Source organism: Virgibacillus ihumii (assembly GCF_902726655.1).
GTDB lineage: Bacteria > Bacillota > Bacilli > Bacillales > Amphibacillaceae > Lentibacillus > Lentibacillus ihumii.
On sequence record NZ_CACVAN010000001.1, the window covers coordinates 994,762 to 1,014,813 of the forward strand.

The 20,052-nt window shown below is 38.7% G+C and carries 23 protein-coding genes and 2 riboswitches; of the genes, 13 read left to right on the plus strand and 10 right to left on the minus strand.

Going from position 1 to position 20,052, the window contains the following annotated elements:
• Positions 1-341 precede the first annotated feature (341 nt).
• Entirely contained in the window at positions 342-707 is a 366-nt protein-coding gene (locus tag HUX68_RS04950) for a rhodanese-like domain-containing protein (protein WP_174613784.1), read from the plus strand.
• 134 nt (positions 708-841) lie between these two features.
• Here HUX68_RS04950 and gcvPB read toward each other — a convergent pair whose 3' ends face one another.
• Genes gcvPB through gcvT form a run of 3 tightly spaced genes read right to left on the minus strand, consistent with a single transcriptional unit; the run spans position 842 to position 4,775 of the window.
• Positions 842-2,314: an aminomethyl-transferring glycine dehydrogenase subunit GcvPB gene (gene gcvPB, locus HUX68_RS04955; protein ID WP_174613785.1), complete on the minus strand. Its 1,473-nt coding sequence runs from the start codon at positions 2,312-2,314 to the stop codon at positions 842-844.
• Positions 2,307-3,656, minus strand: coding sequence for an aminomethyl-transferring glycine dehydrogenase subunit GcvPA (gene gcvPA, locus HUX68_RS04960; protein ID WP_174613786.1), 1,350 nt, complete (start codon positions 3,654-3,656; stop codon positions 2,307-2,309). Before gcvPA ends, gcvPB begins: the two co-directional genes overlap by 8 nt.
• A gap of 12 nt (positions 3,657-3,668) precedes the next feature.
• Positions 3,669-4,775: a glycine cleavage system aminomethyltransferase GcvT gene (gene gcvT / locus HUX68_RS04965; RefSeq protein ID WP_174613787.1), complete on the minus strand. Its 1,107-nt coding sequence runs from the start codon at positions 4,773-4,775 to the stop codon at positions 3,669-3,671.
• Positions 4,776-4,834: 59 nt separating this feature from the next.
• Positions 4,835-4,934, minus strand: a riboswitch (glycine riboswitch).
• A gap of 3 nt (positions 4,935-4,937) precedes the next feature.
• Positions 4,938-5,026: riboswitch (glycine riboswitch) on the minus strand.
• 141 nt (positions 5,027-5,167) lie between these two features.
• Between gcvT and HUX68_RS04970 the strand changes: the two genes are divergently transcribed.
• A complete protein-coding gene (locus HUX68_RS04970; RefSeq protein WP_174613788.1) occupies positions 5,168-6,820 on the plus strand; it encodes a DEAD/DEAH box helicase in 1,653 nt (550 codons plus the stop codon).
• Positions 6,810-7,586: a YqhG family protein gene (locus tag HUX68_RS04975; RefSeq protein ID WP_174613789.1), complete on the plus strand. Its 777-nt coding sequence runs from the start codon at positions 6,810-6,812 to the stop codon at positions 7,584-7,586. The genes HUX68_RS04970 and HUX68_RS04975 overlap by 11 nt, the downstream gene beginning before the upstream one ends.
• A 130-nt stretch (positions 7,587-7,716) precedes the next feature.
• On the opposite strand, the gene HUX68_RS04980 is transcribed toward HUX68_RS04975, so the two are convergent.
• Positions 7,717-7,899: a YqzE family protein gene (locus HUX68_RS04980; protein WP_174613790.1), complete on the minus strand. Its 183-nt coding sequence runs from the start codon at positions 7,897-7,899 to the stop codon at positions 7,717-7,719.
• A gap of 53 nt (positions 7,900-7,952) precedes the next feature.
• Complete coding sequence (locus HUX68_RS04985; RefSeq protein WP_174613791.1) at positions 7,953-8,456, minus strand: shikimate kinase; 504 nt, start codon at positions 8,454-8,456, stop codon at positions 7,953-7,955.
• A gap of 92 nt (positions 8,457-8,548) precedes the next feature.
• Between HUX68_RS04985 and comGA the strand changes: the two genes are divergently transcribed.
• The 8 genes from comGA (at position 8,549) to HUX68_RS05025 (ending at position 12,780) form a co-directional block, all read left to right on the plus strand.
• Positions 8,549-9,562, plus strand: coding sequence for a competence type IV pilus ATPase ComGA (comGA, locus tag HUX68_RS04990; RefSeq protein WP_174613792.1), 1,014 nt, complete (start codon positions 8,549-8,551; stop codon positions 9,560-9,562).
• Positions 9,519-10,574: a competence type IV pilus assembly protein ComGB gene (gene comGB / locus HUX68_RS04995; protein ID WP_174613793.1), complete on the plus strand. Its 1,056-nt coding sequence runs from the start codon at positions 9,519-9,521 to the stop codon at positions 10,572-10,574. The genes comGA and comGB overlap by 44 nt, the downstream gene beginning before the upstream one ends.
• Before the next feature lie 12 nt (positions 10,575-10,586).
• Positions 10,587-10,907 (plus strand): competence type IV pilus major pilin ComGC, encoded by a 321-nt coding sequence (gene comGC, locus HUX68_RS05000; protein WP_174613794.1) that lies wholly within the window; start codon positions 10,587-10,589, stop codon positions 10,905-10,907.
• Positions 10,907-11,332 (plus strand): competence type IV pilus minor pilin ComGD, encoded by a 426-nt coding sequence (gene comGD, locus HUX68_RS05005; protein ID WP_174613795.1) that lies wholly within the window; start codon positions 10,907-10,909, stop codon positions 11,330-11,332. The genes comGC and comGD overlap by 1 nt, the downstream gene beginning before the upstream one ends.
• Positions 11,322-11,663, plus strand: a complete 342-nt coding sequence (comGE, locus tag HUX68_RS05010) for a competence type IV pilus minor pilin ComGE (RefSeq protein ID WP_174613796.1) — start codon at positions 11,322-11,324, stop codon at positions 11,661-11,663. Before comGD ends, comGE begins: the two co-directional genes overlap by 11 nt.
• Complete coding sequence (gene comGF / locus HUX68_RS05015; RefSeq protein WP_174613797.1) at positions 11,611-12,063, plus strand: competence type IV pilus minor pilin ComGF; 453 nt, start codon at positions 11,611-11,613, stop codon at positions 12,061-12,063. Before comGE ends, comGF begins: the two co-directional genes overlap by 53 nt.
• Positions 12,035-12,409 (plus strand): competence type IV pilus minor pilin ComGG, encoded by a 375-nt coding sequence (locus HUX68_RS05020; RefSeq protein ID WP_174613798.1) that lies wholly within the window; start codon positions 12,035-12,037, stop codon positions 12,407-12,409. Before comGF ends, HUX68_RS05020 begins: the two co-directional genes overlap by 29 nt.
• Before the next feature lie 128 nt (positions 12,410-12,537).
• Positions 12,538-12,780 carry a DUF2626 domain-containing protein gene (locus HUX68_RS05025; RefSeq protein WP_174613799.1) on the plus strand — a complete coding sequence of 81 codons (243 nt, stop codon included), beginning with the start codon at positions 12,538-12,540 and terminating at the stop codon, positions 12,778-12,780.
• Between the two features lie 183 nt (positions 12,781-12,963).
• On the opposite strand, the gene HUX68_RS05030 is transcribed toward HUX68_RS05025, so the two are convergent.
• Complete coding sequence (locus tag HUX68_RS05030; protein WP_174613800.1) at positions 12,964-13,593, minus strand: MBL fold metallo-hydrolase; 630 nt, start codon at positions 13,591-13,593, stop codon at positions 12,964-12,966.
• Between the two features lie 147 nt (positions 13,594-13,740).
• On the opposite strand from HUX68_RS05030, the gene HUX68_RS05035 reads away from it, so the two are divergent.
• Entirely contained in the window at positions 13,741-13,899 is a 159-nt protein-coding gene (locus tag HUX68_RS05035) for a DUF2759 family protein (RefSeq protein ID WP_174613801.1), read from the plus strand.
• Between the two features lie 47 nt (positions 13,900-13,946).
• On the opposite strand, the gene HUX68_RS05040 is transcribed toward HUX68_RS05035, so the two are convergent.
• The 3 genes from HUX68_RS05040 to HUX68_RS05050 form a co-directional block, all read right to left on the minus strand.
• On the minus strand, positions 13,947-15,860 hold the full coding sequence (locus HUX68_RS05040) for an LTA synthase family protein (protein WP_174613802.1): 1,914 nt from the start codon (positions 15,858-15,860) through the stop codon (positions 13,947-13,949).
• Positions 15,861-16,062: 202 nt separating this feature from the next.
• Positions 16,063-17,019 carry an ROK family glucokinase gene (locus HUX68_RS05045; RefSeq protein WP_174613803.1) on the minus strand — a complete coding sequence of 319 codons (957 nt, stop codon included), beginning with the start codon at positions 17,017-17,019 and terminating at the stop codon, positions 16,063-16,065.
• Positions 17,012-17,230 (minus strand): YqgQ family protein, encoded by a 219-nt coding sequence (locus HUX68_RS05050; RefSeq protein WP_174613804.1) that lies wholly within the window; start codon positions 17,228-17,230, stop codon positions 17,012-17,014. Before HUX68_RS05050 ends, HUX68_RS05045 begins: the two co-directional genes overlap by 8 nt.
• 133 nt (positions 17,231-17,363) lie before the next feature.
• On the opposite strand from HUX68_RS05050, the gene HUX68_RS05055 reads away from it, so the two are divergent.
• A complete protein-coding gene (locus tag HUX68_RS05055) occupies positions 17,364-18,224 on the plus strand; it encodes a hypothetical protein (protein ID WP_174613805.1) in 861 nt (286 codons plus the stop codon).
• Between the two features lie 31 nt (positions 18,225-18,255).
• Here HUX68_RS05055 and HUX68_RS05060 read toward each other — a convergent pair whose 3' ends face one another.
• Positions 18,256-19,812 carry a rhomboid family intramembrane serine protease gene (locus HUX68_RS05060; protein WP_174613806.1) on the minus strand — a complete coding sequence of 519 codons (1,557 nt, stop codon included), beginning with the start codon at positions 19,810-19,812 and terminating at the stop codon, positions 18,256-18,258.
• Between the last annotated feature and the right edge of the window lie 240 nt (positions 19,813-20,052).

Below are 20,052 nucleotides of genomic sequence, written 5' to 3' on the forward strand. Positions count from 1 at the left end.
ATCGCCCCTTGCTAATTTCTTGTTGTTATAAACATACCATACACTACCTTATAAAAACAATATATAGTACTCGTATTTTTTAACGAACACTATATATGGTGAATTGAGCGAAAATCGCTCAAATTGTCAACACAAGAAAAACAACAATAAACTGTAGAAAATTAAGTATAAAAAAGCTAGCTGAACATATTTATGCATTTTATAACAATTTTGTAGTTTGCAACTTCATCTGAAATAGCGTATACCGACAAAATTCCATCTGCTAAGTAAAATACTTTGAAAAATACACCATTCCACCATATAATAGAATAGACACAAAAGAGAAATACGGGGGATCGGAAATGGAATTTTTGGTAATTGCACTAGTAATCGTTTTTGGATTTCTGATGTTCAGATTCTTTAGACAACGAAATTTCTTAAAAACTTTGACGGAAGATCAATTTCGTGAAGGTTATCGCAAAGCTCAACTAATTGATGTGCGGGAGCCTCAAGAATTTAAAAAAGGTCACATCCTTGGAGCACGTAACATACCGCTTACCCAGATGAAGCAGCGTCTTATCGAACTGAGAAAAGACAAGCCGGTGTATCTTTATTGTCAAAGCGGTTCCAGATCAGCAAGGGCTGCACAACTGCTCCATAAAAAGGGGTATGGGGATATTAGTCAGCTTAAAGGCGGATTTAAAAAATGGTCAGGAAAGATTAAATAAATGGACAGGAATTTTTCCTGTTCATTTTCTTTTATCGTAAGTTATTACATTGTATACGACAGATGCAGTAAAATGGCAACTACCCAACAGTATAGGGGCAGTTGCCATTTCTATGGAGTAAAGATTAACAAATCCTAACCATTATTTTTTTCTTTCTGATAACGCAATATCGGTTTTCTTGCTGCCGTTGTCTCATCCATCCGTTTTACGATGGTATTATGAGGTGCTTCCTGAACAAGCTCCGGATCATTCTTGGCCTCATCTGAAATGGAAAGCATAGTATCAATGAAACCATCCAGGGTTTCTTTCGCTTCGGTTTCTGTCGGCTCAACCATCAATGCCTCCTCAACGTTCAACGGGAAGTAAATGGTTGGTGGATGATAGCCATAGTCAAGCAGACGTTTGGCAATATCAAGTGTACGAACTCCTAATTTCTTCTGCTTTTTTCCGGATAATACAAATTCATGTTTACAGTGCTGCGGGTATGGCAAAGCATATTCCTTCTCCAGTTTCCGCATCATATAGTTTGCATTAAGGACCGCATATTCACTAACTTTCTTCAAACCTTCTGCACCCATTGTCCGGATATAAGTGTATGCCCGAAGATTTATACCAAAGTTGCCATAGTATGGTTTAACCCGACCAATTGACTGTGGACGGTCATAATCGAACAGATATTCATTGTCCCGTTTCACCAGCAGTGGTTTTGGCAAAAAGGCTGCCAGCTCATCCGACACACCGACCGGACCAGAACCAGGGCCTCCACCACCGTGTGGACCTGTAAACGTCTTGTGCAGATTCAGATGCACAACATCGAAGCCCATATCGCCGGGACGCGTATAGCCCATAATAGCATTCAAATTGGCTCCATCATAGTACAATTTGCCGCCGACACCATGGATGACTTCGGCCATTTCCAGAATTTCCGTCTCGAACAGCCCAAGCGTGTTGGGATTCGTCAGCATAAGTGCAGCAGTTTCCTCACTGACAACCCGCTTCAAATCCTCCAAATCAACAAGGCCGTGTTCGTTCGTTTTTACCGTTACAGCATCAAAACCGGCGACTTTAGCTGAAGCAGGATTAGTCCCGTGCGCTGAATCCGGTACCACTACCTGTGTCCGGTTATAATCCCCGTTTGCTTCATGAAATGCGCGTATCATCATTAGACCGGTCCATTCACCTTGAGCACCTGCTGAAGGCTGGAGTGAAACCTCGTGCATTCCCGTTATTTCCTTTAATGACTCTTGCAAATCATACATCATTTCCATGGCGCCCTGGACAGTTTTTTCACCCTGCAATGGATGAATATGACTGAATCCGGGCAGCCTTGCAACATCTTCATTAATCTTTGGATTGTATTTCATCGTACACGATCCAAGCGGATAAAAACCGGAGTCAACACCATAGTTCCGATTCGATAGAGCAGTATAATGACGCATTATTTCCAATTCACTTATTTCCGGTAAATCAGGTGCATCCCGGCGTACATACGTGTCTTCAAATTCACTGTCAAGGTCCGTTTCAGGTACATCCAGTTCCGGAAAACTGTAACTTGTTCGCCCCTCTTTGCTGCGTTCAAAAATCAATGGAAAATCTGTATTAGCCATGGATATCCCCCAATTCTTTCACAAAAGTATCAATTTCTTCTTTTGTCCGAATTTCTGTTCCCGCAACTAACATATCCCCTTTCAGTCCCGGATATTCTTTGCCGAGATCATCCCCGCCAATAATTCCCTTCTCAAGCAGCTGCTCGTTTACAGCTTCTGGGTCATCTGCAAGCTTGACTACCAATTCATTAAAAAATGGACCGGCAAATACTAATGAAATGCCGTTATTTTCAAGCTGCTGCTTCGCATAACGAGCCTTTTGCATATTCAATACCGCCATTTTCCGGATGCCATGCTTGCCTATTGAACTCATTGCCACTGAACTTGCCAGCGCATTCAATGCCTGGTTCGAGCAAATATTGGATGTTGCCTTATCACGTCTGATGTGCTGTTCACGAGCCTGCAGGGTCAGAACAAATCCGCGGACACCATCTTCATCTGTTGTTTGTCCCACCAGCCGGCCGGGAACTTTACGCTTCAACTTATCCGTTGTTGCAAAATAACCGCAGTGAGGTCCGCCAAATTGTGCCGGTATACCAAACACTTGCGTATCACCGACAACAATATCCGCACCAAAATCTCCAGGTGGTGTCAAATATCCAAGTGATAACGGATTGCTGGACACAATAAACATTGTCTTTTTCTGCTGTCTGATAATATTATTTATCTCTTCCAATGGTTCAACCTGTCCAAAAAAGTTCGGATATTGCATGACAACACTCGCTGTGTTTTCGTCTAATTCATTTTTCAACTGTTCCAGGTCTGTTTTGCCATCCTGATGGTCAATTTCCACAACCTCGAGATGCGGCCCTTTTGCATACGTATCAATTACTGCACGTGATTCAGGATGAATTGCTTTGGATACAAGGATTTTTTTGCGTTTTGTCTGGCCGGCACTTAACGTTACAGCTTCAGCCAACGCTGTTCCACCATCATACATGGAGGAATTTGCCACATCCATCCCAGTCAATTCACAAATCATCGTCTGGAATTCAAAGATTGCCTGCAGTTCACCCTGTGATATTTCAGGCTGGTACGGTGTATAAGCAGTGTAAAATTCCGATCTTGAAATGACATGATCGACAACCGACGGAATAAAATGATCGTACACACCAGCTCCTAAAAAGGATGTGTACTCGGTAAGATTTGCATTTTTGTTCGCCATTAAAGACAGTTCTTTTTTCAATTGTGCTTCATTTGCTGGCTTTTTCAGATTAAGCTCATTTTTAAACCGGATTTTATCCGGGATATCAGAAAATAATGCTTCTGTGCTGTCAACACCTATTGTATCCAGCATTTGCTGCTTATCATCTGCTGTCATCGGCAAATAACGAAATTCCATGTAATCCCCTCCTTATTTATCACGCTTGTAAAATGGTGTTTTAACAACTTCTGCTTTTAATTTGCGTTTCCGAACCTGAACTTCCAATTCCGTGCCAAGCTCAGCAAATTCAGTTTTGACTAGTGCTAACCCAACATTTTTTTGCAGTGTTGGTGACTGTGTGCCGGAAGTAACAAATCCCGCCTCTTTTTCATCTTTATACACTTGGTATCCGGTACGTGGAATTCCTTTATCTATCATTTCAATACCGACCAGTTTTCGGTCTGCACCGTTCTCAATTTGTTCGGCCAGTTTTGCTTTCCCGATAAAATCAGAATCCTTATTTATTTTGACGGCAAACTTCATTCCCGCTTCAACAGGTGTGATATCTTTTGACAGTTCCTGTCCATACAACGCCAGTTTTGCTTCAAAGCGCAGTGTGTCCCTTGCACCCAGACCGATCGGTTCAACTCCAAAATCCTTACCTGCCTCAAAGATTTGATTCCATAAATCCCTGCCGGAACCAGCATCAATATAGATTTCAAATCCATCTTCCCCCGTATAACCGGTCCGTGATACGATTGCATCTTTTTCAACACCGGAGAAAGCCACAGGATTTTCAAAACGGAAAAATTTAATACCGCTTAAATCTGTATCGGTTAACTTTTGCAGAACTGCTTCCGCATCAGGGCCCTGCAGTGCTAGTTGAACATAATCAGATGATACATTTTTGATTTCCGCACCGTTATTGTTTTGTTTATTCAGCCACTCAAAATCTTTTTCCGTATTCGCTGCATTCACGACAAGCAAATAGAAATCTTCATCAAGCATGTACACAATCAGGTCATCGACCGTACCGCCATCTTCATAACACATGAATGTATACTGAGCACGTTTTGGGGTCAATTTGGAGATATCATTCGTCATAACCTTCTGCAGGAATGGCAGACTTTCTGGCCCCTTCACAACTATCTCTCCCATATGTGATACATCAAATAACCCCGCTTTTGTTCTGGTGACTTCGTGTTCATGTTTAATGCCGTTGAATTGAACGGGCAAGTCCCAACCGCCAAAATCGACTGTCTTGCCTCCCAGTTTCTCATATTCCGGGAATAATGGCGTTCGTTTTAAATCACTCATATCATCCACTCCTTTTTATGCATTAAAATAGAGATTTCGCTGATACAAAATCAGGAAATCTCTGTCCTTTGACCAGAAAGTTGCACACATTTAAATCGGTTTCAGGATTATATGTGCTTGCTTCGTTGGTGGTTTACGAATAGTAAACTCTCTCCAGAGCTGCGTCCTACAAGAGTCTTTTTGCCTGAGAGATTCACATAAAGTTTGCTCCTTCGGCGTTACTGAAAAGTAAACTCTCCCCTTGTATTCATTCGCATAATGAAAATTGCTTATTTGGTTATAATATGTATCATACAAACGGAAATTTCTATTTTATATTGCATTCATTATATCATAAGAAATGATACAGAAGTAGACTTATGAACAATTCATTTTTGAAAAGGAAGTGGATTATGAAAGCTATCAGAATTGAGAAAGATTCCAGTTTTATCGATACCTTCCAGGAGACTTTAGATCGCGGCGGAAATCTCTCAACATGGAAACTTTTTAAAATGGCCTATGAGGCAGAACTGACTTCCATGGCACCATCATTCAACGGGTTACGCACACTTGAATTTCTGCCGCACGTCAACTTTCTGGAGCATCAAATAAATTGTGCAACACAAGTTATTGAGGAAATGAACGGACGTGCCATTCTTGCCGATGAAGTCGGGCTGGGAAAAACGATTGAAGCAGGCCTGATTTTAAAAGAATACATGCTGCGCGGCCTTGTGAAAAAAGCACTGATTCTAGTTCCTGCATCATTGGTAAATCAATGGGCTAAGGAATTAAATGAAAAGTTTTATATTCCTGCTATCGTGCACCGCAAAAATTATCAGTGGGAAGATCATCCGGTTATCATCTCTTCTATCGATACGGCAAAACGTTCACCGCATCGTGAAAACATACTGGATATTGATTATGACTTCATCCTGATTGATGAAGCACATAAATTAAAAAACCACAAAACAAAAAATTTCGCATTTGTCCGGTCATTAAAAAAAACGTACTGTCTTCTGTTGACTGCAACACCAGTCCAAAACCGGCTTGTGGAAATATTTAACCTTGTTTCCATTCTAAAACCCGGACATCTCGGTGATTATGAATCATTTTTGGAACAGTACGGGACAAACCGAAACAAATTAAAACAAGATGCATATTTAAAGCAATTAATCCAAAAGGTAATGATCCGAAACACCCGGGAAAATACGGACTTTGATAACATCAAACGAAATATTGAAACCATATGGGTGGATTTCAGTGAACAAGAACGAGAAACATATCATCACCTGGAATCCATGACGGAAGGATTTCCTCCTTTTTCCCGGATTACATTGCTGCGTGAATTGTGCTCATCTCGCGAGGCGTGCTATTTATCGCTTGATAAAATGGTCAAAAATAATGGTAATGAAAAATTGATCCAGCCGGTAACCGAAAAAATTGCTCATCTGGAGCAACATTCAAAGGCAGAAAAGGTTCTTGACATAATCAAACAAATGAGCGATGAAAAGATAATAATCTTCACGGAATACCGGGCAACCCAAATTTATTTGCAATGGTATTTAAAACAGCACGGGATATCATCTGTTCCATTCAGAGGCGGATTTAAAAAGGGTAAGAAAGATTGGATGAAACACCTGTTTGAGAATCATGCACAAGTGTTGATCGCAACCGAAGCAGGTGGTGAAGGGATCAACCTTCAATTCTGCAACAACCTGATAAACTACGATTTACCATGGAATCCGATGCGGTTGGAGCAACGAATTGGCCGAATTCACCGATATGGTCAGGAAAACAATGTGCGGATTTTTAACTTCGCCATCCGTGATACAGTCGAAGAACATATTATGTCTCTGCTCTACGAAAAAATTAATTTGTTTGAAAAAATCATTGGAAATCTTGATAGTATTCTGGCGGAATTGAACATTAACGACATCGAAACAGAAATTCAATCGATATTTTCCGAATCGTCATCGACCGGAGAAACAAAAATTAAACTGGATAATCTCTCTTCGGTAATTAATGACACAAACAATGAACTAGAGGAGCAACAATATGGCAATTGAAAATCTCCATAACTTTTTGCACGATTATTTTTCAGCTCATCACTGTACATTATCATCGGATAGTGATGGAGTACTGCATGTACAACTTACAGAAGAAATGGATCGGGCACTAATGAACCGACCATTTTATTGGCATTACATCAAAAAGATTGGACAGCCCGGACAGCCAATGGAACTTACTTTTATCACCAATCATTCAAAACGGGATAATAAAGGGGAATGGATTCACTTTGGAAGTCCAAGGCTCCAACAAATTACAAGTCATTTAAAACAAAATGAACAACATACAAAACTGTTTCAAAAAATGACAAATGAACAGAAAACTGCCCTGTTTCCATGGCTCGTCATTAATATGAAAATAAGCTACAGAGGAAAACAAAAAAGGGATGAAATGGTGTCAATTGGGCTTCAGCTTATCAATGGTGCTATGCAGCTGGACATGATGGAAACATTAAAGAACATTCCGCTGCAAACAACTATTTCCGATTACTGCTATACCATTTCACCAATTATAAAACCAAAAAGTGGGTATTATCGAATCGAAAAGGTACTGGAAGGCTACATCCACGAACAAAGTCATGATTGGGCTGATGATTCCATTAAAACAATGAATGAGGAAATCAGTCTGCTGAAGCATTTTTATCGAACTGATGATGGTGACCGGGATAAAGAAATGAATAAGGAAATCGAAGAAATCAAAAACCGCTACGACCCATATATTACATTTGAACCAATTAATGGCGGATTAATTTATCTGGCCCAATAGAGGTAATTGAAAGGTCAATATTTTCATTTGAACAAAGCATTTTGGTCATTATGCTGTGATCTACAAAACCTAAGTTCGTTACAAATAACTTATACAGCAAAAGAAACAGGCTGCGCTATGTCAGCCTGTTTTAACTACTGTCTTTTCGCATTACAGATTTTAAAGCAAACGGCAATACCCCCAACCATTTGCTTGAGTATACAGATGGTTCCGTTCTTCGTTTGGATCTGCGTGTTTTCCTCTCTTCAGATGTCGAATCAATAAATGAGGTAAACTCCTGTGTCATGAACTTGATGTATTCATTACCATTCATGATACCACCTCTTTGATTGGAAGTAGTAATAGTATCGGCGACTTATTCGTCGTTTATTCTTTATTATACTGATCAAGTAATACCTCAATCTCACTGGCTATTTCAACTGGGCTTTTATGATCGGTTGAAATGGTAATATCTGCACAAGCCTGATACATTCGATTTCTGCGCTGAAAAAGCTTTTCTTTTTTTTTAATGTCAGTATTCCACAAAGGTCGATCTGAATCACCCATTAATCGATTATGTATTTCAGCGAAGGATGTTTGTAAGTGCACAATAACCCCATTTGCTTTCATGCAGGAAATATTCTCCTCTTTTTCAACAATTCCACCGCCAGTTGACACGATTTCTTTCTCAGTGGAAACATTTTTCAATACTTGCGATTCATGGTTTCGGAAAACACCCTCACCTTGGTTACGAAATATTTCTGAAATGGACCCATACTGTGTCTCGATGATTGTATCGGTATCTGCATAACTCCGCTCCGTCCTTTCCCCTAACACTATTCCAACAGTGCTTTTTCCGCTTCCCATAAAGCCAATTAAATAAATAGTCATCGCATTCTACACCTCATCCAAAAATTTTTTATAAAAAAGAAGGATTTTATCAATTTATGTCGAATATAGTACCCTAAGGAGGTGAAATATGATTGAACAATTCCTTCACGCTTTCGGAAAAACTTCTCCAATCAGCGGTTAAGCTTCAAGCATCAGACATCCACTTTTATCCTTTCATTGACAAAGCGGATATCTACTTTCGTATCTTAGGCAAACGAATTCTTCACAAAACAATTCCAATCCGTCACTACCAGTCATTACTAACGTATTACAAGTTTACATCAGGAATGGACATAGGTGAAGTCCGAAAACCGCAAAACGGGACACTAATCCATGATACATTAGAACAACACTTTTCACTTCGTCTGTCCACACTTCCCATTCACCATATGGAAAGTCTGGCTATTCGCATACTCCCACAGGAAGAGAGCCTTTCACTTGATCAGCTTTTTCTGTTTCCGGCCCAATTAAGTAAAATTATAAAATGGATCAGCAATCGCTCAGGAATCATTTTATTTACAGGACCAACCGGAAGTGGTAAAACCACCACCCTGTATGCCCTTCTGCAGACAATCCTTGCTGAGAAATCATACCAGACGATTACACTTGAAGACCCCATTGAAAAAGACATTCATGATATTCTGCAAGTACAAGTGAATGAAAAAGCTGGAATTACCTATCAAACAGGATTAAAAGCAGCTTTGCGACATGATCCGGATATTATTATGGTCGGGGAAATCAGGGATCGCTACACCGCTGAGTTTGCGTTTGACGCATCACTTACAGGCCATCTCGTTCTCAGTACACTACATGCCAAAGATACCGCAGGCACGGTGCATCGACTCCTGGAGATGGGTCTTAATTTAACCGATTTGAAACAATCGCTTATTGCAGTTGCATCGTTGCAACTCTTACCAATAATAACAAATAACAATGTTACCCGAAGAGCAGCAATCATGGAACTGTTGGATGGCCTGCGGCTGGAAAAACAATTGGCTGGAGAAAAGTATTTGGTGAACGATTTCCATTCATTTGATCATTTACGAAAGAAGGCATTTGCGTATGGATATATCGATGAGGAAGTTTATCTGGCAAACAAACAATAAAAGGATGTCAAAAGATCTTCAACTTAGATTCCTACAACGACTGGCGAGACTCTTAGACAATGGCTATACATTGGTAGAAGCACTTGAAATTATTAAATGGGATAAACAGCTCGATGCGGTTGCATCTTCCATCATGACCTCGCTAAAAAATGGCAGAACTTTCGATGAAGCACTTGAAAAAACCGGAAGATTTTCCCCTGCAATTACTTCTTACCTGTACTTCATTAGAGCAAACGGTGATATACGACAAAGTATTGAAAAATGCAATACAATGTTTGAACAACGAATCCGTTATGCCAAAAAATTCCAAGAAACCATACGCTATCCAATCATTTTATTTTTTGTTTTCGGGCTGCTGATCTATTTTGTTAAACAATCTGTCCTGCCGTCATTTATTGACCTATTTAACAACTCCGGAAGTTCTTCAACAGCAGTTATATTAATAATTGTCATTGATGTGTTGATAAAATTGATGATGATCTTCGGAATACTCCTTGTTGCAGGGTTACTTTTTTCAAAAGGTATGAAGGATAAAATCAGTATTGAGAAACAAATTGTAATACACCGCTCGATTCCCTTTTACCGGAAATACAAAAGGCTGCATACTTCCTTCCTTTTCGCAACACATTTCAGTTCATTACTGAAAACCGGAATGTCGATCAAAGAAATATTATCCGTCATGCAAAACCAAAACAAACTTCCCATCCTGTCGTATTTTTCTACCCTTATGACCGATGAATTGAATAAAGGCGTCTACATCACACATTTACTGGAAAATTTACCGCTCATCGACAAACAGATTGCAGTAATTTTTCAAAAAAATGCAGATGCGAATGCCTTGGAAAAAGACCTGGATATGTATGCGGCTGTTTTAACCGAAGAATTGAATCGTAAAATCATGAAGGTACTGACCTATCTTCAGCCTGCCTTCTTTCTGATTTTAGCAAGCTTTATTGTCTTAATTTATGTCACATTAATGTGGCCAATGTTTCAACTTATAAAAACCATTTAGGAGATGATATTGATGAAGTTTTTTAAAAATCAAAAAGGATTTACATTGATTGAGATGTTGATTGTACTGATGATTATTTCGGTGCTGATTATTTTGATTGTTCCAAACCTGGGTGATAAAAGTAAGGAGGTTAATGAAACTGGATGTGAAGCGCTGGTTGGATTGGTTCAGGCTCAAGTGGATGCGTATTATATTGACACAGATGCTTACCCCACTACTATCAGCGAATTAGTAGGTGATTATATTACTGAAGATCAAAAAGAATGTCCGGACGGCACCGACCTCACTTTGAATTCTGATGGAACCGTAAGTGCCCCTATACCCAATGAATAATGCGTACGAAAAACGGATTTACGCTGCTTGAGGTGCTGTTTGTACTAGCAATCCTGTCGATCCTGCTGCTCCTGAGTGCCCCAATTCATGTTTCAACACTTGAAAAACAAGTCGAGAAGCAATTTTTAAAAACGATGCAAATGGATATTTTATATTTGCAGAACCTTTCGTATGGATCAAGAAGTCCGTACCATCTCAGTTTCGAAAACAACACCCGTTACACCATCAAAAGCATAACCGGTAATGTAATCATCAAACGTGATATACCGGATGACTGGCGAATAAATGATACCACCTTAAAGCAAATTTCATTTAATGATGATGGTCTGATCAATCAACCTGGCACTATCATCATCCATACGTCACAAAAAAGATATAAACTTATATGTCCATTTGGCAAAGGCAGGTGCTATGTTGCGGAATAACAAAGGTTTTTCTCTAATTGAAACTTTGGTTGCCCTATCCATTCTTGTAACAGTCATTACAACGTTCATTCCCATCAAGTCAACCATCATGCTGCATCGTGATATCCTTCATCAGAAACAAGAAGTATTGAACAGTTTACATGAAGAATTGCAAATAATGTTAATGAACGGTGATACAATCCCCATTGCAGCTTATACCATAAATGTTGGCAGAACTCCAGTTTCCATTGGATTCACCGTCGAAAATTCATTACTGAAAGGGTGTGCAGAATGGAAAAATGCTAAAAACAAACAGCAACGATCATGTTTATATGGATACACATCCAAATGAGAAAGGTTTTACGTTTATCTCCGTATTATTGATGATAACAGTTATCTTCCTGACATTGCCGCTTATCGCGTTTCTAACAAAATCAATCACCTACTCCACCAACTATGATGCAATGTCTGTCCAGCAGTTTTTTTACTTCCTGCGGGATGATGTCATTGCCTCGACCGATGTTATAATGGTTCATTCCGAAGCAATTAGCCTGCATCATTATAACGACTCTATCGTGACATTTGAAAAGTACAATGACCTCATCCGCCGACAGGTCGATGGACAAGGGCACGAAATTTTTTTGAGAGAAGTACAAGAAGTTAATTTTAAAAAAGTCCGCAATGGGGTCCATGTATTTTTAATGACAAAGCAAGGGGAACAATATGAAAAAACGATTCGCTTTTATCACTGATCATAATGGGTTTATTTTACCATATGTTTTATTCATCGCAGCTCTTGTTATCATTACTATAACCGCCAGCATCCAGCTTTATCAAAATGAAATCCGGATATCGGAGAGCCAGACAGAACAGCTTAAGATTGAAACGTTATTCCAAATGGGGCGTGCTAAATTCAGTGAACACCTGCGAGATCATAACTTGTCTGAAAGTCCGGTAACTTATCATTTCCCCGATGGTGATGTGGAGATTAAATATAAAAAATTAACAACCGGCGAGCACCATCTTTATTTTACGATTACAACCAACCGTAAAACTGTTATTTCACTTCCTCATCGATTAGTTGCAGATCATGAATAATTTAATAAAACTGAACGAAACTACAGGAAAGGTTCCCAAAAGCCGTATTTGTTTCAACAGTTTTATTTACATTATTCAGTTGGTCGTTTATAATAACTATGATAAGGTTACCAGAAGGAGGGGAAAATATGGATCGGATGTTTCGTGTCCTTGCTTTTTGGACAGCTATTTTCACAGTAATGTTCTATATCGGCGAAATGACAAACCTGTCGTTACTGTTTCTTGTTCAAACAGCATTTTTCCTTGCAGTAGGCTACTTGAAATTATCTGAACGCATGTATATGTATCTTTTCGGAGCTTATTGTACATTATTTTTAGTTGGATTTACCTGGTATTCAGAATTCATATTGGTTCCTGGATTCGGGCATTAATCAGAAAACCCTGCTTACATATTTTTTGCAGGGTTTTTTTATTTTTTAACAGTATGTTTATTGACATGTTTTCGGAATCCCAGTATAGTTGTAAACGTAGCTTAACTTTTTATCCCTAAGCAACACAGAACAGAGCACATCCCCCTAAAAACCCTTCTTGGATTAAGAAGGGTTTTTTTATACTTATCCATCCAACGGGAAAAACGGATTATGCTGCATTTCATTCCCAATAGTCGTTTTGGGTCCGTGACCTGGAAGAACCGTATATGTTTCAGGTAATTTGTATAATGAATTTCTAATGCTGTTTTCCAATTGTTTTACATCTCCACCGGGCAAATCTGTTCTGCCTATTCCGCGATTAAATAATACGTCACCACCAATGACAGTTTGCTGTCCATGAAAAACGAGACTGACGCTTCCGGGTGAATGGCCAGGCGTATGTATTATCTCAAATGAAAAGCCGCCTATCTGTAGTTTCCCTGGTTCTAAATAAACTTCAGCTTTCCTGGTTTGAATCTCATTTCCCATAAATAATTTCGATCCATTCAAATTCGGATCTTCCAGCCAGTCATCCTCCAGCGAATGAATGTACACATTAATATCATAGGTATCTCTTAATGATTCAACACCGCCGATATGGTCAAAATGTGCGTGGGTCAGCAGGATCGCCAGAGGCTTTATCTCCTTCTCATTTAAAAAGGTAATAACAGACTCAGCATCTCCACCCGGATCAATCACCAATGCTTCTTTATCATGGTAGATGATATAACAGTTTGTTCCAAGCGGTCCAAGTGATAACCCTTTTATATTCATTGCAAAACCTCCATAAAATTTGATTAAGACTCGACAAAAATGTTTTTATACTATAAACTAATATTTAGCAATGCTTAGTTACATAATAATACATATGAACTCATTCGAATAGTGACAAACATTGAAAATACACAGGGAGGATTTATAATGGTTCTAGGAATTATACTTTTGGCGGTTACTATTTTATCTGTCGTATCCGTTGTTCGTCAGCTTAAAATTAAAAATCTCTTTGCACTTGGTTTTTCTGCAGTTTCCGCACTTGTCTTTGGTTTTTTCTCAATCGCAACCATAATAACAAATATATAAAAACTAACTGTCATCAGACAGTTAGTTTTTTTATATTTACTCGTCCTTTATTTATTGTTGTTACTTTTGGAAAAGTCAACGAAGCGGAACAAATCTCCATAAATAATGTCATCCGAATAACCCAATTCCCTTTCCACCTGTTCTGCAATTGGTCTACATGGATTTTTTGTCTCCTTTTCACCATTCTTATTTTCATTTTTATTAACAGGTTCCCCGCTTTGCCGCTGGTAACAAACACCACCGGTTGATACATATTTATCACTTACGAAATCACCATTTCGGAATGCAATAAAATCTTTGCGGTCATCTACAAACAAATCATTTCCAAAATAGATATCATTTTTTGTACTCACTCCAAGCATATGCAACAATGTCGGTTTAAGGTCAATTTGTCCGGATACCTCAGACATTACCTTACCTTTATCATAGCCCGGGATATGAATAAACAGTGGCACGCGCTGCAATTGTACATGGTCATAAGGAGTTATCTCATCTTTGTCTAAATATTTAGCCATTGCTTTGTTGTGGTTCTCACTGATTCCATAGTGGTCCCCCATAATGACAATTATTGAATCCTTGTACAGTCCCGACTCCTTTAACTGATTAAAGAATTTTTTTAGTGCTTCATCCGTGTACCGAACTGTTTGAAAGTAGTTATTCAACGTACTTGAGTTTGAGTCAAATTTTCCGATTGATGCTTTGTCTTTTGGCATTTCAAACGGGAAATGGTTTGTCAGTGTAATAAATTTCGAATAGAACGGCTCTTTTTGGCCCTGTAAATATTTCATGGATTGCTCAAAGAACGCTTTGTCCTCCAAGCCCCAGCCTATAGAATTCTTTTTTGTTACTTCATACGCCTTTTCTCCGTAAAAATGGTCATAGCCAAGACTTTTGTACATCTGGTCACGGTTCCAGAAACTCTTATTATTGGAGTGAAATACTGAAGTATAGTAATCCTCCTGATTTAATATCTCAGGCAAAGCATGATACTCATTTTGCCCGTGGGTGAAGAATACGGCACCCCGTGATAGAGGATACAATGAATTCTCCAACAGAAATTCCGAGTCAGACGTTTTACCCTGTTGTGTCTGGTGGTAAAAATTCTTAAAGTAAAAAGTACTGTCGTCCTTTGTAAGACTGTTCAGAAACGGTGTAATGACTTCACCTTTCATCTTGTTGTTAATAACAAAACTTTGCATTGATTCTGCTGAGATAAAAATAAGATTTTTATCTTCTGCAATTCCGTACAGCGGCGACTTTTTATCACTTTGCACCTTTGTATTGACATATTCCTTAATTTCCGGCAGCTCATTGCCGTCAGCAAAAACTTTCTGTGATTTCACTTTCGAATGCAATGCCAGGTCATAAATATGGTAATTGAAAATCCCAATATTCTTCACCAGGTATTCCCTGTCAAATGCACGGGTGAACAACTGCGGACGCTCCATTTCAGCAAGGAAAAAGTTACCCGCAAGAAGCATTAAAGACATTGCAAGGGCAAAAACCCTTCCACTTTTTGGATAGCTGACAGACAGCAACTCGGATTTTTTCCGGCTTAAATACCAGATAATTGCCACATCAGCAAACAGCAGCACATCATAGAATTCGAGCAGTGTTAAAATACTGGATCCCAAATCACCCATATTGCTTGCCTGAAGCAGTTGCGGAATTGTAATAAAATCCGTGAATGAACGATAGAAAACCAGGTTAAAGTACAAAATCAGCGATCCAATCAAAGCAGTGTACCTTAGAAACTTCATTTGACTGGACGGTTTTCTGAGCCATACACTGATGGCAAATATCAGGAACGCTGAAACAAACGGATTAATTGCCAGTATCAGCTCCTGCATTGCATTTTCAATTTCAATATTAAATAAAAAACGATATATAATATAGGTCTTAATACCAAATAGTATTGTGGCGATTATAAACAAAGGGATTTTGGGAAGCTTAGAATTCATCTTCGTTCCTCCTACTTTTAAACATAACGTTGTCAATTCGTTATTTAATTAATGAATACCCGTATCATCTTTCTTTAAACTTCTACCCCATCTTATTATATGACGATTCAGCATATGAAAAGTTTCATAGAATGACAATAAAATTTATTAAAATTAAATCAGCAGGTTCTTATAGTAATAGAAAAGTCCCGAAATGCGAAGTTTAAAATGTGACCTTTTCAAGTCTTTGCTTTACTAAAAACGCTGCTCCAATAATACCTGCATCATTTCCCAGTTGTGCAAGCTTCACCTCACATACCTCTCCTGCCTTTGCAAGCGTGTATTTGTTAAACGCAGCATCTATCAGATTAACAAAATCTTCCCCAGCTTTCGAAACACCGCCACCGATAAGAATTCGCGAAGGATTGATAGTGACTGTAAGGTTTGCAATAGCCAATCCAAGAACATCTGCAGCATGTTCAATGATGTTTTTACTTAATGTGTCCCCTGAATCAGCAAGCTGAAAGATGTCCTTGGCCGTTATATTACCCTGTTCAGCATAAAATTTGGCCAACATGCTGTTTTGATTTTCCTTTATTTTTTCTTTTGCCTGGCGAACAATCCCTGTTGCAGAAGAAATTGTTTCCAAACAGCCGCGCCGTCCGCAATTGCATGGAGAACCATCACGCTCCATAGTGATATGGCCAATCTCACCAGCAGTTCCGCTGACACCGTTTAAGATGGAACCATTTGCGATAATTCCTCCACCAATACCAGTTCCGACGGTTACCGCAATCAGGTTTTTTACCTGACCACCAGCACCTTTCCAATTTTCTCCCAAGACCGCAGCATTTGCGTCATTTTCAACAAAAACGGGCACGCCGCTCATTTCTTTTAAATTTTTGGCAAGCTCAACCTGCTTCCAGCCAATATTTACTGCCTCATATACATCTCCAGTTTCCTGGTCAATAAATCCAGGCACGCCAATACCGATACCAGCAACATTTTCAAGAGAAAGCTTATTGCTAACAGAATTCCAGATATCGGATAAAATGGATTCACCATGATTATCTGTATTAGTGGGTATCTCCCATTTATCCAGAATATTACCGATTTCATCAATTATGCCAATTTTTACTGTAGTTCCGCCAACATCTATACCAATAAACGTCTTACTCATCCGCACTCGTCCTCCTGTTACTGCGTAATCGTCTTGTTTCCTTCCTTAAAAGTAAAATGGCTGTCCGGTATTGATCAATATCAATGCATCCCATCTGATGTAACTCCCGGACCTCATCCTCCATCAATTCAAGTTCCGCTATCCGATTCCCAATATATATAATTGTTCCAAATCGCTTGAGCAATTGTTGAACGTCATAAACTGTTTTCATTCTTTATCACCAAACCTCATTATAGCAAATCCTGCGTAAATACGGAATCTATATCTAAGTTAATTCAGGGACAGGTCATAAACATAAATCAATCCACATATATTTACCGAAGAAGAACAAAAGGATGGTTATAATGAAAAAATGGACAACCGGAATTGTCATTGCGTTTATGGTATTTGCACCTGCAGTTCTCTTGTATTTGATTGACAATGAAACCCTTCCAGTAATTACATATTTTCCGATGGACGAGGAAACAAAGTTTGATCACGTATCCACACGTCTTACATTAATCGAGCAAACAGATAAGGATTCATATGAAATTTCCTGGGAAACAAATTCAAAAAGTGAACGGGATGTGTATTTAAGGCAGGATGTTGCATTACTTTTTGATAATGGAAGGCTTCGAGGCGTACAAAGCAAATGGATGGAAAACACAGCAGTGATTCGAATGAAACAAAAACTGGTCAGCGATGACAGCAGTCACTTTCAGGCAATTGCGTATCACCACGGTGAAGTCCATTACCCTGATGATCAAATCAAAAGCATACACCGAATGTCCCATGATCAACTATATGTCATTGATTCGCCCAACACACAGCTGGAATCATTTAAAATTCCGGAAAATGAAATGGAAGATGAATGGGTGCGGCTTCTTGAACACACAACCAATCAGCAGTTGATTTATTACTGGAGAAATTTGACCAATCATTTTAAGATTAATTCTGATAAGTATATTCCCGTACCGCTGACACACTTGTATAAGTATAATAATGAATCGTTACCTTCCTTTACACAGGAACAAACCAATCAGATAATCGGTCAGTTATGGGAAGGATTATATAAGAATTACATTTTGACCGCTAAAAACAGTGAAAAACTGAAAAGCTATGTTCCCCTTATCTTATTTGACAAAAATAATAAACACCTGTTGGTAGTATACGCATTGAACGGAACAAAGGAAAAACTGATCCAGCAGTATCCAAAGTTCAATTGAAAAAGGCCCATGCCTAGCATGGAGCCATCTATCATTCAGCCTGTTTTCCAGTAATTTCTTCATATAAGTCGTTTACATTTAATTCTATTTCAGGATTATCCTGTTTTAGCTCATAGGCTTTAGTAATGTGCTCTTTCGCCTTTGATAAATTGTTATTATTATAATAAATAATCGCCAAATTATAATGCGCCCTGATATAATCTTCATCAATACTTACAGCCAGCTTTAAATCTTTTTTTGCACGTTCTATTTTATTCAGCTGTATATATGCATAGGAACGCTGGAAGAGCAGCTGATCCTTAACATTACTTTCATATGCCAACCCTTTAGTTGCCACATCAATCGTTTGGTTAAATTGTTTATTTTGTACAAGTTGTTCCGTTTTCATCAATAAATATACCGGATCATGTAAATTATTTCTGACTCCAAAAATAATTAACAAGAAAATAATAACGGCGTATAAAATAAATGCTGGCAGTTGAACAAGCAGTTTTCTGTTTGCAGGAAGATGCACAATGGCTGAAGCAACAAATCCTGTGATCAGTCCGCCAATATGAGCACCCATATCCACTGATGGTACAGTGAATCCGAAAACAATATTAATCACAATGATGATCAGCAGGTTTTTGCCCATCGTCTGATTAAAAATCCGCTTATGAATTAATCCGAAGAAAAGCAGGGCACCAAAAAGTCCGAACAAAGCTCCGGATGCCCCGGCGGAAACATGCGTTGTAAAAGCAAAACTGGCAAGTCCTCCGCCAATTCCAGATAAGAAATAAATAAATATAAACCGCCACGATCCATAAATTCGTTCAACGGCAACACCTAAAAAGTAAACGGCGAGCATGTTCATAAATAAATGTACGGGACCAATATGCAGAAACATTGATGTAATGATGCGCCACCATTCATTGTTCTCAATTATCGCAGGATTGTATTTGGCTCCAAATTCAATCAGTGTTTTAGTATTTGTACTTCCGCCATTAAGTTCCAGCATCATAAAAATCAAAATATTAATTACCAGCAGAATATACGTGAATAAGGGTTTACCCCGGGAAAAAACGTCTTGATCTTCCTGTTTTCTATTTTGATAACGGGCCTTCAACCGCGCTTTATAAAAATTAACCTGTTCCTCAATATCCAAATCTTCATTATCGGCAATTGGACCTGAACTGCCCAACGCTTCCCTGAGCCGCTTCTTTTCCGTAAAACCTGCATCATCAGTTAAATAGTACACATGCATATGCATTGGATGTTTCTCGTTCAGCTGCATCGGTTTTTTTAGAAGTTCCCATTCATCAACGGGAGCATCCCCGGCAATATACACATTATGTATCTCGACTTTTTTACCTTGAAGAAATCTTTTCAAGGCTTTTGTTTTTTGAAAAACTGCTGCAATATCTCGCTTTAATTGATTACTCCATTGAAAATTTCTGTGTACAAAACGGACAACCGAAGATTTTTTATTCTCGTATTTTTCGAGCCATAGTTCTTCTTCATTCTCATTAATATGTATAATTTCAAAACCATCTTTTTCAACTAACGAATATGCCAGTTTATACATTGTATACTGTTCATATAGGTACATTCAATTTTTCCTCCCTTGAACCATCATACCAAAACAATGGCTCTTTTGCTTACAAAAATATGAAGAAGCTGCATATCTACAGCTTCTTCATCCAATACTCATTACTCATTCAAGGGAAGAACGGCCAAACAAATTTGGCACAATTTTATTTCTGATTTCCGGCATATTCATCGTAATCATAACAGCGAGTTTCCTCAAAAAACTTATTGCCAGTAACGTGTTTATGATTCGGTATCGCCA